10 protein-coding genes and 2 pseudogenes are annotated in these 12,557 nt (G+C 67.2%); 4 read left to right on the top strand and 8 right to left on the bottom strand.

The features are described 5' to 3' along the window. Nucleotides 1-371 precede the first annotated feature (371 nt). Nucleotides 372-1,076, bottom strand: a complete 705-nt coding sequence (ung, locus tag F1D61_RS17025; RefSeq protein ID WP_203152874.1) for a uracil-DNA glycosylase — start codon at nt 1,074-1,076, stop codon at nt 372-374. A gap of 27 nt (nt 1,077-1,103) precedes the next feature. Next, entirely contained in the window at nt 1,104-2,609 is a 1,506-nt protein-coding gene (locus tag F1D61_RS17020; protein WP_203152873.1) for a bifunctional metallophosphatase/5'-nucleotidase, read from the bottom strand. Nucleotides 2,610-2,830: 221 nt separating this feature from the next. On the opposite strand from F1D61_RS17020, the pseudogene hemH reads away from it, so the two are divergent. The 3 genes and pseudogenes from hemH to F1D61_RS17005 all read left to right on the top strand — a co-directional run bounded on the left by hemH (nt 2,831) and on the right by F1D61_RS17005 (nt 5,372). Next, nucleotides 2,831-3,912 (top strand): annotated as a pseudogene (gene hemH, locus F1D61_RS17015) (ferrochelatase). Between the two features lie 62 nt (nt 3,913-3,974). Beyond that, nucleotides 3,975-4,523: a methylated-DNA--[protein]-cysteine S-methyltransferase gene (ogt, locus tag F1D61_RS17010; RefSeq protein WP_203152872.1), complete on the top strand. Its 549-nt coding sequence runs from the start codon at nt 3,975-3,977 to the stop codon at nt 4,521-4,523. Nucleotides 4,524-4,593: 70 nt separating this feature from the next. Beyond that, nucleotides 4,594-5,372: pseudogene (locus F1D61_RS17005) on the top strand (SDR family NAD(P)-dependent oxidoreductase). A gap of 108 nt (nt 5,373-5,480) precedes the next feature. On the opposite strand, the gene F1D61_RS17000 reads toward F1D61_RS17005, so the two are convergent. The 4 genes from F1D61_RS17000 to groES all read right to left on the bottom strand — a co-directional run bounded on the left by F1D61_RS17000 (nt 5,481) and on the right by groES (nt 8,461). Further along, the gene (locus F1D61_RS17000; RefSeq protein ID WP_203152871.1) at nt 5,481-5,993 is read right to left on the bottom strand and encodes a GNAT family N-acetyltransferase; all 513 of its coding nucleotides are present in this window, start codon (nt 5,991-5,993) and stop codon (nt 5,481-5,483) included. 9 nt (nt 5,994-6,002) lie between these two features. Next, complete coding sequence (locus F1D61_RS16995; protein WP_203152870.1) at nt 6,003-6,302, bottom strand: DUF1778 domain-containing protein; 300 nt, start codon at nt 6,300-6,302, stop codon at nt 6,003-6,005. A 126-nt stretch (nt 6,303-6,428) separates the two neighbouring features. After that, a complete protein-coding gene (gene groL / locus F1D61_RS16990) occupies nt 6,429-8,069 on the bottom strand; it encodes a chaperonin GroEL (RefSeq protein WP_060850024.1) in 1,641 nt (546 codons plus the stop codon). 104 nt (nt 8,070-8,173) lie between these two features. Then, nucleotides 8,174-8,461, bottom strand: coding sequence for a co-chaperone GroES (groES, locus tag F1D61_RS16985; protein WP_203152869.1), 288 nt, complete (start codon nt 8,459-8,461; stop codon nt 8,174-8,176). A gap of 207 nt (nt 8,462-8,668) precedes the next feature. On the opposite strand from groES, the gene F1D61_RS16980 reads away from it, so the two are divergent. Beyond that, nucleotides 8,669-9,667 (top strand): magnesium transporter CorA family protein, encoded by a 999-nt coding sequence (locus tag F1D61_RS16980; protein ID WP_203152868.1) that lies wholly within the window; start codon nt 8,669-8,671, stop codon nt 9,665-9,667. A gap of 190 nt (nt 9,668-9,857) precedes the next feature. On the opposite strand, the gene F1D61_RS16975 is transcribed toward F1D61_RS16980, so the two are convergent. Both F1D61_RS16975 and F1D61_RS16970 read right to left on the bottom strand, forming a co-directional pair. After that, complete coding sequence (locus F1D61_RS16975) at nt 9,858-11,294, bottom strand: TIGR03808 family TAT-translocated repetitive protein (RefSeq protein WP_203152867.1); 1,437 nt, start codon at nt 11,292-11,294, stop codon at nt 9,858-9,860. Between the two features lie 255 nt (nt 11,295-11,549). Then, complete coding sequence (locus tag F1D61_RS16970; protein WP_203152866.1) at nt 11,550-12,416, bottom strand: DMT family transporter; 867 nt, start codon at nt 12,414-12,416, stop codon at nt 11,550-11,552. Nucleotides 12,417-12,557: the final 141 nt, after the last annotated feature.

Below are 12,557 nucleotides of genomic sequence, written 5' to 3'. Positions count from 1 at the left end.
GACGACCCTCCCGCTCCCTGCGCAGGGCCGTCCGGGGAAAACAGGGGCGCGTCCCCTCTCCCGAGCGGGGGAGGGGCCTGGGGATCGAAGATCCCATGCGAGGTCCGCAGGGCTCGACCACAGGCCGGGGAGTGCTGGCAGACAGAGGCCGGCACCTGTTCGCGATCGGCAACGCGGAGCTGAGTGCGGGACATGGCGGGACCTGCCGCCACTCACCCCGGAACCCGCATCCATCAGACGGCAAACTTCGCCGTCCCGGAAAAACGACTCTCGCAACCGAAACCAACTGGGTTGATGACGAGGAGAATCGTCGACGGTTGCGCCAGAGCGGCAAGAGCAGCCGGTCGAACCGGCGCCTCTGCACCATCTCTCTATGCCAGCCGCCAATCGATCGGCTCCAGACCCTTCTCCTCCAGCCACGCATTCGCCCGCCCGAACGGCCGGCTGCCGCGGAAATCGGCCTTGCGGTTGAGGGGCGACGGGTGGCCCGATTCCAGCACCAGGTGCTTCGTCCCGTCGATCAGGGCGGCGCGCTGGCGGGCCGGAGCGCCCCAGAGCAGGAAGGCGACCGCCGGGCGCTCGGCCGAGACCGCCTCGACCGCCTGATCGGTCAGCGCCGACCAGCCGAGCTTCATGTGGGCGCCGGATTTCCCCGCCTCGACGGTGAGGGCCGAATTGAGCAGCAGCACGCCCTGGCGCGCCCAGGGGGTGAGGTCGCCGGAGGTCGGCACCGGGGAGCCGGTCTCCTCCGCCATCTCGGCCAGGATCACCTTGAGCGAGGCCGGCAGCCGGCGCCCGCCGACATACGAGAAGGCGAGGCCGTGGGCGTCGCCCGGGGTCGGATAGGGGTCCTGCCCGAGGATCACCGCCCGCACCCGGTCGAGCGGCGTCAGCGTCAGCGCGTTGAAGATGGCCTCCGGCGCCGGCAGCACCCGGGCGCCGGCCTCCCTGCGGGCATCGACCGCCGCGGCGACCCGCTCGGCGCCGCCGTCCCGGAAGAACGGCAGGGCGAGCCAGGGCGACCCGGAGGCCTGGAAGCGGGCGAGCGCGCCCGCCACGGAATCGTCGTTCGGCATCGGAACCTGGGATGAGAGCGGCGGGGGTCAGCGGAGGATGAGGCGCCCGGTCGCGATCGTCAGCGGCGCGTTGGCGCGGATGTAGGACATCACCACGTTGGCGACGAGCGTGCCGTCGGTGGCGCCGACGAGCGTCCGCCCCTCCGCCAGCATCCCGTAATCGTTGCCGCCGGCGAGCATGAAGTTGTTGGCCGCCACCTTGTAGGTCCTGCCTAAATCGAGGGGAGTGCCCCCGACCTCGACCGAGACGACCCGCTTGCCGATCGGCGCGCCAGGATCGACCGTGACGGTGATCCCGGAGACCTGCGGGAAGCGCCCGGCGGAGCGGCCGATCTCCGAGAATCCGTTTTCCAGGGCGGCGAGCACCTGGGCGCCCGAGATCCTGACCAGCACCGAGGTGTTGCCGAAGGGGAGTTCCGTCAGCACGTCGCGCCGGGTCAGCTCGCTGTCGGCCGGATAGGTCCGGTTGCCGCGGATGCCGCCGCCATTCATCAGGCCGATCTCGGCCCCGGCGGCGTGGCGGAGCGCATCCGCCACGAGGTCGCCGAAGGCGGCCTCGCCCCGGCGCACCACCTCGATCCGGGTGTCGAGGGCATTGGTCACCCGGCCGAGCGGCACGTCGAGCTCGCGGGCCAGCTCGCCCTCGAGGCGCTGGACCACCGCCAGCACCTCCGGGTCCGGCTCGATTTCGGCGGTGTCGTGGATGCGGAAGGCGGCGGTCCAGGTCAGCGCCTTGCCGCTCCCTTCCGCCTTGATGTCAATGGCGGTGACGTATTCGGCGTCGTGGCCGGATTCGGCGAAGACCGTGCGGCCGTCGTAGCGGAGCGCCAGGTCGTGGTCGTGGCCCGAGAGCACGATGTCGGCGTGCCGGCTCGCCACCAGGGCCTCGTCGGTCGCCCGGTCGGTGTGGCAGACCGCCAGCACCATCTCGGCGCCCGCCGCCCGCAAGGACGCCGCCTCGCGGGCGAGCGTCGCGACGGCGGGGCCGAACACCCAATCGCCCGATTGCGACTTGGCCGGGGTCTCGGGCAGCGCGATGCCGACCACCCCGAGCTTGATCCCGCCGATCGTCAGGATGCTCGATTCGCGCGTGCCCGGCACCGGCGCGCCGTCGGGCCGGCGCAGGTTGGCGGCAAAGACCGGAAAATTCGCGGCCCCCATCCGCTCCAGGTAGACGGCTTGGCCGAAATCGAACTCGTGGTTGCCGGGCACGAACACGTCGGGCTTGATGAGGTTGGTCAGTTCGATGATGTGGCGGCCCTTGTCGATGCCCGACATCAGCGAGGGCGAGAGCGTGTCGCCGGCATGAGCCACCAGGACCGGCCGGCCCTTCGCCCGCTCGGCCTTGACCACGGCGGCGAGCTTCGGGAAGCCGCCGCGGCCGTCGACCGGCCCCATCCGGTAGATGTCGTTGACGAGGACGAGGGTGAAGTCGGTATCCGGCGCCCGCGCGGCGGCGCGTCCGGCCGCCAGACCGGCAAGTCCGGCCCCGAGGCCGAGGGCGAGGGTCTGGCGGCGGCTCGGCGAGGTCATGCGGGGTCTCCGGCAGGGCAAGATGCCCGGGATGCGCGCGGCACTCTTCCACGGGAATCTTGACCGGTGAATGTCTCGGGGAAACATCCCGTGCGCAAAGCGGTGCAGCGTCGCGACGCGTTGGTTCGGGCGGCCTTTGCGCTATGTAGACGGCCACCCGACGCGAAGACAGACGGGCCCGGGCGCGCCATCCTCCGGGCCGACAAGCAGACCGGACGATCATGAACGAGGTGACCCCGAACGCCGCGCTCGCCCGCGGCGCCACTCCCGTGGGCCAGACCGGTGCCGGCGCTCTGCCGACCGGCCACCCGGCCGTGCGCTGGGGCCGGATCGGCGTGCTCCTGATGAATCTCGGCACGCCCGAGGGCACGAGCTACTGGCCGATGCGCCGCTACCTCAAGGAATTCCTCTCCGACCGGCGGGTGATCGAGGTGCCGCGCGCCATCTGGTGGCCGCTGCTCAACCTCGTCATCCTGACCAAGCGCCCGGGGCCGAAGGGGCGCGACTACGCCTCGGTCTGGAACAACGAGCGCGACGAGGGCCCGCTCAAGACCATCACCCGCGGCCAGGCCGAGAAGCTGCAGGCGGCGATGGGGATCGTGTCGTGGTCGATTGGGCGATGCGCTACGGCAAGCCCGAGGTCGACCAGCGCATCCAGGCGCTCCTCGACCAGGGCTGCGACCGCATCCTCCTGGTGCCGCTCTATCCGCAATACGCCGCCGCGACCTCGGCCACCGCCTGCGACCAGGCCTTCCGCGCCTTGATGAAGATGCGCTGGCAGCCGACCGTGCGGGTCTCGCCGCCTTACCATGACGACCCGGTCTATATCGACGCGGTGGCGAGCGCGATCCGCCGCGACCTCGCCGCCCTCGACTTCGAGCCCGAGGTCATCCTCACCTCGTTCCACGGCGTGCCGAAATCGTACCTGATGAAGGGCGATCCCTATCACTGCCAGTGCGTGAAGACCGGCCGGCTGATCCGTGAGGCTTTGGGCTATTCGCCCGAGCGGATGCGCACGACCTTCCAGTCGCGCTTCGGCAACGAGGAATGGCTGAAGCCCTATACCGACGAGACCGTGAAGGAGCTAGCGGCGCAGGGCGTGAAGCGCCTCGCCATCGTGGCGCCGGGCTTCACTGCCGATTGCCTCGAAACTCTCGAGGAATTGGACGGCGAGAACCGGCACTATTTCGAGGAAGGCGGCGGCACCCACTTCGCCTACCTGCCCTGCCTCAACGACGGAGCGGAGGGCATGCGGGTGATCGAGCACGTCGTCGTCCGCGAGCTGAGGGGCTGGCTCGACTGAGCGGTGGACGGGCCGCCGCCTCCGTCGCGGCGGCCTCGCGCCCGGGTTACGCTTGGGCGGTCATGTCCGCGCCTGCCACCTTCCTCGTCGGCACCTTGCCGAGCCCGATCGGCACGATGCTGCTGGTCTTCGACGAGGAGGCGCGCTTGCGCGCCCTCGACTGGTCGGACCACGAGGAACGGATGCGGCGCCTGCTGCGGCTGCATTACGGCACCGCCTTCGCGTTGCGCGACGCCGCCGTGCCATCGGCGATCCATGATCCGCTCGCGGCCTATTTCGCCGGCGATCTCGGCGCCATCGACGGGCTGGCGGTGTGTACCAACGGCACCGCCTTCCAGCGCGAGGTCTGGGCCGCCCTCCGCACGATCCCGGCCGGCACCACGCTCAGCTACGGTGCCCTCGCGCAACGGCTCGGCCGGACCAAGGCGGTGCGGGCGGTCGGGCTCGCCAACGGCGCCAACCCGGTCGGCCTCGTGGTGCCGTGCCACCGGGTGATCGGGGCGAACGCGACGCTGACCGGCTATGGCGGCGGGCTCCACCGCAAGCAGTGGCTGCTGACCCATGAGGGGGTGAGCCTCGGCGGGCGGCAGGGGAGGCTGGATCTCGGGTGAGGCGGGTTGGCCGCCAAGCGAGGCATCCCGTAAGGTCAGGTGATCCCGAGTCTTGACCCGAGGAGCCTTCATGCAGCGACTGATCGGCAAGACCTGCCTCGTCACCGGCGCCGCCCGCGGCATCGGCCGTGCCATCGCTTTCCGCTTCCGTCACGAGGGGGCGAGGTGATCGTCACCGACATCGACGAGGCGGCCGGCGCGGCGACCGCGTCCGAGATCGGCGCGCGGTTCATCCCGCTCGACGTCGCCCGCGAGGAGGACTGGCTGCACCTCGCGGACCTCGTCCCGGAGGTGGATGTGGTCGTCAACAATGCCGGCATCACCGGCTTCGAGGATGGGCCGATCCGCCACGATCCCGAGCATGCGAGCCTGGAGGCGTGGCGGGCGGTGCACCGCGTCAACCTCGACGGCACCTTCCTCGGCTGCCGCTACGCGATCCGGGCGATGAAGGCGCGCGGGACCGGCTCGATCGTCAACGTCTCGTCGCGCTCCGGCCTCGTCGGCATTCCGGCGGCGGCGGCCTACGCCTCCTCCAAGGCGGCGATCCGCAACCACACCAAGACCGTGGCGCTCTACTGCGCGCAGCAAGGCTGGGCGATCCGCTGCAACTCGATCCACCCCGCGGCGATCCTGACGCCGATCTGGGAGCCGATGCTGGGCGAGGGGCCCGGGCGAGAGGCCCGGATGGCGGCCCTGGTCGCCGACACGCCGCTCAAGCGGTTCGGGACGCCGGAGGAGGTCGCGGCGGTGGCGGCGATGCTGGCCTCGGACGAGGCCGCCTACATGACGGGGGCGGAGATCAATCTCGACGGCGGGTTGCTGGCCGGGTCGGCGGCGAGCCCGGGATAGCCACAGATTTGCAGCGAGCAAAAAAGTCTCGCACCTGTCGTTTCTTCGACGATTATGGAACTCGATCGCGGGCAAACGAGTAACGGATTTAGGATCTGGGCGTTAACCTCAGGGCGCGACTTTGCTTGCCAGGACCATCGGCAGAATCAGCCTGAGCGACTCCGGAAGACGTACGAAACCGTAGGCTTCGTAGAAGCTTACGATGGCGTCGTTCAGCGCGTCCACGACGATCATCGACGAGCCCACCGTTCCGGCACTCGCGTAGGCACGTTGGAGAGCATCCGCTACCAGAATGGAGCCGAGCCCACGGCCCTGCGCATCGCGGTCGACGGCCAGTCGACCGATCAGCGTCGCGCTGACGAGCGGATATCGCGGGACATGCTTGCGGGCTGCGGGCGGAACGTCTCCCTGCGCCACGGCGAGCGCACAGAGTGTGTAGTAGCCGAGAATGCGGTTCGGCGCGTCGTCCGCGCTGAGAACGAAGACTGCGTTCGCCTTTCGGCGGAGGTCCTGCTTCGCCTGGGTATGGAGATAGCGATCGAGGTCGGCGACGCCCGACGAGAACGAAGTTCTGTCGTGCCCGTCGTCGAGCAGGCCGATGCGCAAGTCCGGCAGCGACATGTCACCCGTTCACCGCGCGACGCGGCGCGCGTGTTCCGCGAAGGCTGTCCGAAGCTTCTCGTTCGCACGCGGCGGATTGATGAGCGTGTCGAAGAAGACGGCGCGGTCACGGTCCGATAGGACGAGTGTCTCGTGTTCGGCGATGGTGCGGCGAGCCGCTTCCGCGAGGGCGGTCAAGCAGAAATCCGTCACTTTCCGTCGCTCGAGCTTAGCCGCGCGCTCGATCAGTGCTTTGGTCTCCTCGTCGATGCGGAAACCCAGCCGCTCATCCCGGGCCGCTTGGCCCTCCCTGCGCGTCGCTGCCGTCATTACTGCCTCCGTCCATTAAAACGTACGTCAAACAGACGTACATCGCAAGCGTGCGGAGCCCCCCAACGGAAAAGGGGCCGCCTTTCGGCGACCCCCTCCCGTCTTCTCAGGACTGGTTGGCTGGACTTAGAAGTCCATGCCGCCCATGCCGCCGCCCGGCATCGCCGGAGCAGCGCTCTCCTTCTTCGGGGCGTCGGCGACCATCGCCTCGGTCGTCACCAGCAGGCCGGCCACCGAAGCGGCGTCCTGCAGGGCGGTGCGCACGACCTTGGCCGGGTCGACGATGCCGGCCTGGATCATGTCGACGTACTCTTCGGTCTGGGCGTTGAAGCCGTAGGTCTCCGAGTCGCCCTTGTCGGTGATCTTGCCGACCACGATCGAGCCCTCGACGCCGGCATTGCCGGCGATCTGGCGGATCGGGGCCTCAAGCGCCTTCAGCACGATCTTGATGCCGGCCTGGACGTCGGCGTTGTCGCTGGTGAGAGCGGCCACGGCCTTCTTGGCACGCAGGAGCGCGGTGCCGCCGCCGGGGACGATGCCTTCCTCGACCGCCGCGCGGGTGGCGTGGAGGGCGTCGTCGACGCGGTCCTTCTTCTCCTTGACCTCGACCTCGGTCGCGCCGCCGACGCGGATCACCGCGACGCCGCCCGCGAGCTTGGCCAGACGCTCCTGGAGCTTCTCGCGGTCGTAGTCCGAGGTGGTCTCCTCGATCTGCGCCTTGATCTGCTGGACGCGGGCCTCGATGTCCGACTTCTCGCCGGCGCCGTCGATGATCGTGGTGTTCTCCTTCTCGATGCGGACGCGCTTGGCGCGGCCGAGCATCGGGAGGGTCACGTTCTCGAGCTTGATGCCGAGGTCCTCGGCGATCATCTGACCCTGGGTCAGGATCGCGATGTCCTCGAGCATGGCCTTGCGACGGTCACCGAAGCCCGGCGCCTTCACGGCCGCGACCTTCAGGCCGCCGCGCAGCTTGTTGACGACCAGGGTGGCCAGAGCCTCGCCCTCGATGTCCTCGGCGACGATCAGCAGCGGCTTGCCGGTCTGGACGACGGCCTCGAGCACCGGCAGCATCGCCTGGAGCGACGACAGCTTCTTCTCGTGGATGAGGATGTAGGGGTCCTCGAGCTCGGCGATCATCTTCTCCGCATTCGTGATGAAGTACGGGGAGAGGTAGCCGCGGTCGAACTGCATGCCCTCGACGACGTCGAGCTCGGTCTCGGCGGTCTTCGCCTCCTCGACCGTGATCACGCCCTCGTTGCCGACCTTCTGCATGGCATGGGCGATCATCTCGCCGATGTCCTTGTCGCCGTTGGCCGAGATCGTGCCGACCTGGGCGATCTCCTCCGAGGCCGACACCTTCTTGGCGCGGCTCTGGATGTCCTTCACGGCGGCCTGGGTGGCGAGGTCGATGCCGCGCTTCAGGTCCATCGGGTTCATGCCGGCGGCGACGTACTTGGCGCCCTCGCGGACGATCGCCTGGGCCAGCACGGTGGCGGTGGTGGTGCCGTCACCCGCGATGTCGTTGGTCTTCGAGGCCACTTCGCGCACCATCTGGGCGCCCATGTTCTCGAACTTGTCGGCGAGCTCGATCTCCTTGGCGACGGTCACGCCGTCCTTGGTGATCCGCGGGGCGCCGAAGCTCTTCTCGATCACGACGTTGCGGCCCTTCGGGCCGAGCGTGACCTTCACCGCATCCGCCAGGATGTCGACGCCGCGCAGCATCTTCTCGCGGGCGTCGGAGGCGAAACGAACGTCTTTCGCTGCCATGGTGAATCCTCACTATCGATCGGTGTTGCAGGGGAAAGCCGTCCGGCGTCAGCTCCCGGTCGGGGCGCCGCCGTCAGGCTTGGGGGCATCGCGGGAGGTGGCGGTTACGCCAGCACGCCCATGATGTCGGACTCCTTCATGATGAGGAGGTCCTGGCCGTCGATCTTGACCTCGGTGCCCGACCACTTGCCGAACAGGACGCGGTCGCCGGCCTTGACGTCGAGCGGGTTCAGCTTGCCGGACTCGTCGCGGGCGCCGGGGCCGACGGCGACGATCTCGCCCTCTTGCGGCTTCTCCTTGGCGGAATCCGGGATGATGATGCCGCCCTTGGTCTTCTCCTCGCTCTCGATGCGACGGACGACGACACGGTCGTGCAGCGGACGGAATTGCATGTGCTGCCCTCTTGCTTCGCAGAACGCATTGCGGTTGGTGCTGGCGCCGAAGCCACCTGCCCAACCCGGGCATTAGCACTCCCATGAGGTGAGTGCTAAGGCTGGCGTGGAGATAATCGGGCCGCGGACCCGAGTCAAGGCGCTGGCCTGTGGCGCGCACGGCACAATTCCGACGGGGCCTCCCGTCGTGCAGGAGCCCATCCGGTCATGATCACGCTTCACGGCGCCGAGGGCGTCGTCGCCGAGGGGCATGCCTGCGCGGCCCATCCCCTGCCGGCCCACGGCACCTGGCTCGACCTCGAGGATCCGAGCGACACCGAGACGGCCTTGGCGGAGACCGCGACCGGGCTCAAGGTCCCGTCCCGCGCGGCGCTGAGCGAGGTGCAGAATTCCCGCCGGCTCAACCGGCGCAAGGACGCCTTCTATCTCAGCACCCCGATGATCTCGTTCCGCGACGACGACCTGACAATCCGTCCCCTCGGCTTCGTGCTGACGCCGGAGCGGCTGTTGACGGTCCGGTTCCAGCCGCTCGCCGCCTTCGACACCGTGAAGGAGCGCCAAGCCGAGCGGGACGGGCCGGCCTCCAGCGTCGAGACCTTCCTGGCGCTCAACGAGGAACTGATCGACCGCATGGCCGACACCCTCGAGACGATGAGCGACGAACTCGATTCGCTCTCGACCCGGATCTTCACCTTCGACACCAGCGCCAACGGAAACGGCCGGCGCGAGGGGGCGGCGCCGAAGCGCCGCGACCTCGCCCTGCGGCGCCTGCTCCGTGCCATCGGCCGGCGCGGCAAGGCCCTGGCGAAGCTGCGCGCCTCGCTGCTCGGGCTGGGCCGCATCCTGCCCTACGTCGCCGGCGAGGCGGAGGGCTGGTTGAAGCCCGAGGAGAAGGCCCGCTTCGAGAGCCTGCGCCTCGACGTCGCCTCCCTCGACGAGTTCGAGACCCGGCTCTCCGAGACGGTGCAGTTCCTGCTCGACGCCACCCTCGGTCTCATCAACATGGAGCAGAACAACACCTTCCGGGTGCTCACCGTGGTCTCAGTGATCGGCATCCCGCCGACCTTGATGGCCTCGGTCTACGGCATGAACTTCAAGCACATGCCGGAGCTGGACTGGGCCTGGGGCTATCCCTACGGGCTCGCGATCATCGGACTGAGCGCGCTCGCCCCGGCTGTCTACTTCAAGCTGAAGGGGTGGTTTTGAGTGGCGCACCGCTGAAGAGTGTCGTGCCGGATCCGCTTGACGGAGTGAGAACTCCATATCGTCTGATCACGATCAGGCAATCGATCTCGAAATCGTCCCGCAGCAATCATTTCTATGACTGCTGCGGGCGCAATTCAGTAAGCTTTACGATTCATGGATCGATGTTATACAGACTACCAAGCTCGACCGGCTAGCTGGTCGCCGGCACCGACTTGTTCCGGCTGAAGGAAATTTTGTCGGTGATGGGAGTCGTCGTCCCGGCCATGTCGGCCGAGCCGCTGACGCGGACATAGGGACCGAACTGGTTGTCGAGCGGGAGAAGGGGGGACGGGTTAGGTGTAGCTTCGACTTGAACGACACCTCCATTGGTCGCTCCGATGACGATATTTTCTGCTATCTCGGCATATCCACGATAGTCGCGCGCGGAATATCCGATTGAGATCGGCGTATTCTTGACGATGTTGTTCGCGGCAATGATGGCAACAGAGTTCTGATCCCGGACATGGCCAGCCGAGGGATCATAACTGCCCAGCGGGGTCACGACGAGCCCCGGTCCCTGACAATCCTCGACGACATTGCTGGCGATGACTATATCGGCCCCCTCGCCGGTGATCCCCGTCGCTTGCGTGGTCACCGTGTACTGCTTCGTCGGATCCCGGTCAGGCGTCAACCACTGATCGAACGTGTTGGCAATGACGTTTCTGACGATGTTGTTCGAGACGATGACTTGCCGCCCGCCGTATTCCGGATTGACGGCGCAGATCCCGCGGCCGACCGTATCGAGGACGTTTCCAGTCACCGTCACACCTTGATATCCAGGAACCGACGGATCGGGCGCTTCCACGAAGAGCGCGGTTTCCCTTGCATTCATGATGTTGTTGCCGCTGACCTGTGAGTCGCTGCATGTATTCAGACGAATGCCGGAAAAATTCGTCCCGTTTGTCACATTCGAATCGACGACGACGTTGAAGGCCTGAACGGCGAAGATCGCATTCCCGAATTGCCCGGAGCCACCGGTCGCATTGTCGACAGTGAAGATGCGATTTCTGCTGATGATCGTTCCATCGTAGGACGGTGATATTCGCTGGACAACGATCCCGTTGTCCTTCGTGTCCCGAATGTAATTGCTAGATACTTCAAGTCCCGCCGAGTCTTCGGCAAGGACGGCAGTCCTGCAATCGTAAAATTCATTGCCGTGAATCTTTCCGGCAACCGACTTGAGGTCGATTCCTGATTGTGTCGAGCGCCCGATGAAGCAATTTTCGATTAGCAGACGATCGACGTTGCGCGCACGAATGAGGCCGGGTTGGGTGCCTATGTCGAATGCTTTATCGACGCCATCAAACGTCATGCCTCTCAGTGTAACGTCGGAGATTCGGCCCGAAGAGGCCGGTGCGATCGTGATGTAGAACGACGTGTTTCCGCTCGATTGGAATGTCACGGTGCCCGGCATTGCAGAAATTGCAATGCTACCGCTAATCGAAATGCCCGCGATCGGATAAACGCCGGGGCCGACGAAGAGTGCCTTTTGGCTTGCCTGGGCCTGGTCGATGGCACCCTGAAAGGTGGCGCTCCCCGATTGGTTTAGGAAGAGGATCTTCTCATCCGTCGAGACAATCACGGGCATCGTATATCTCCCAATATCAGAAATACATGCTGACATTCCGGCAGGAATTGCTTCGCCGACCGGCTCGGGATAGGTAGGCGACACGCCAGAGTGACGCAAGGTAGTTATTTTATTTTCAATTATTGACGCATTTTTATATTGACATGATCGGCGAATCGATTCGAATCGAAAGATTGAGTATATTAAATATATTTTGGATTGATCGAGAGAAGCCTCTGGCAATGCACTCTGCTAGGCTCCATGCGCCACCCCCGCTCACCGCCGCGCCGCCAGCGCCGACCCGGCGAGGATCAGGCCGGCGCCGGCGAGCGTCGCGACCCCCGGGACCTCCCCGAAGGCGAGGTAGCCGAGGCCGATCGCCCAGAGGAGGGCTGTGTATTCCATCGCGGCGAGCCGCGAGGCCTCGGCCTTCGCATAGGCGCGGCTGAGCACGAGGTGGCCCGCGACGCCGAGCACGCCGACGAGAACGAGGAGCGCCCAGTCGGGTGCGGCCACCGGCGTCCAGGTCCAGGCCGCGGGCACGGCCAGCATCGCCGCGGGGCCGGCATTCTGGATCGCCACGATGGTCACCACCGGGTCGTGGCGGGCGCGGGCGCGCAGCAGCACCATCGAGAGCGCGTAGGTGAGCGCCGAGGCCAGGATGGCGGCGATGCCCCAGGCGGAGCCCGCTGCCCGCGGTTCGTCCGTGCCGACCTGGCCCGCCACCACGATCCCGACGCCGAGGAAGCCGACGACGAGGCCGGCCCAGACGGGCGGGCGCACCCGTTCGCGCAGCAGGAGCGCGGCGAACAGCGCGATGAAGATCGGGCTCAGGAACGACAGCGCCAGCGCCTCGGCGAGCGGCAGCACCGACAGGCCGTGGAAGAAGCAGAGCGCCGTCACCACCACCAGCACGGCCCGCAGGCCGTTGGTGCGCCAGGTCTCGGCGGAGGGCCAGCCGGGGCGCAAGACCGCCAGCACGGCCGCCATCACGATCGTGCCGACGACGTAGCGGGAAAAGGCGATGCCGGTGACGCCGTAGCGGTCGGACAGCCCCTTGATGGTGGCGTCCATCAGGGACAGGAGCCCGATGCCGAGGGCGGCGAGCAGGATCGCGGAGGCGGGGGAGGGGCTGGGGCGCATGGTCTAAGCCGGATGGCCTGGCCAAGCCCGCGGCGCAAGGGCCGGCGGCGATCGAAGCCCGATGCGTTTCCTTAAGGGGTCCGCTCCATCCTCGAACCCGATCCGCGTCGCCCGAAGGAAGCCCGACCGATGCTGCATGAG

The sequence above is a fragment of the Methylobacterium aquaticum genome (assembly GCF_016804325.1).
GTDB classification, from domain to species: Bacteria; Pseudomonadota; Alphaproteobacteria; order Rhizobiales; family Beijerinckiaceae; genus Methylobacterium; species Methylobacterium aquaticum_C.
This window is presented reverse-complemented; position numbering and strand designations above follow the sequence as displayed.

Bases quoted from the DNA above. Each gene is read 5' to 3' on its own strand.
- ung (WP_203152874.1), bottom strand. From the start codon at position 1,076: ATGCCGAACGACGATTCCGTGGCGGGCGCGCTCGCCCGCTTCCAGGCC.
- F1D61_RS17020 (WP_203152873.1), bottom strand. From the start codon at position 2,609: ATGACCTCGCCGAGCCGCCGCCAGACCCTCGCCCTCGGCCTCGGGGCC.
- ogt (WP_203152872.1), top strand. From the start codon at position 3,975: ATGTCCGCGCCTGCCACCTTCCTCGTCGGCACCTTGCCGAGCCCGATC.
- F1D61_RS17000 (WP_203152871.1), bottom strand. From the start codon at position 5,993: ATGTCGCTGCCGGACTTGCGCATCGGCCTGCTCGACGACGGGCACGAC.
- F1D61_RS16995 (WP_203152870.1), bottom strand. From the start codon at position 6,302: ATGACGGCAGCGACGCGCAGGGAGGGCCAAGCGGCCCGGGATGAGCGG.
- groL (WP_060850024.1), bottom strand. From the start codon at position 8,069: ATGGCAGCGAAAGACGTTCGTTTCGCCTCCGACGCCCGCGAGAAGATG.
- groES (WP_203152869.1), bottom strand. From the start codon at position 8,461: ATGCAATTCCGTCCGCTGCACGACCGTGTCGTCGTCCGTCGCATCGAG.
- F1D61_RS16980 (WP_203152868.1), top strand. From the start codon at position 8,669: ATGATCACGCTTCACGGCGCCGAGGGCGTCGTCGCCGAGGGGCATGCC.
- F1D61_RS16975 (WP_203152867.1), bottom strand. From the start codon at position 11,294: ATGCCCGTGATTGTCTCGACGGATGAGAAGATCCTCTTCCTAAACCAA.
- F1D61_RS16970 (WP_203152866.1), bottom strand. From the start codon at position 12,416: ATGCGCCCCAGCCCCTCCCCCGCCTCCGCGATCCTGCTCGCCGCCCTC.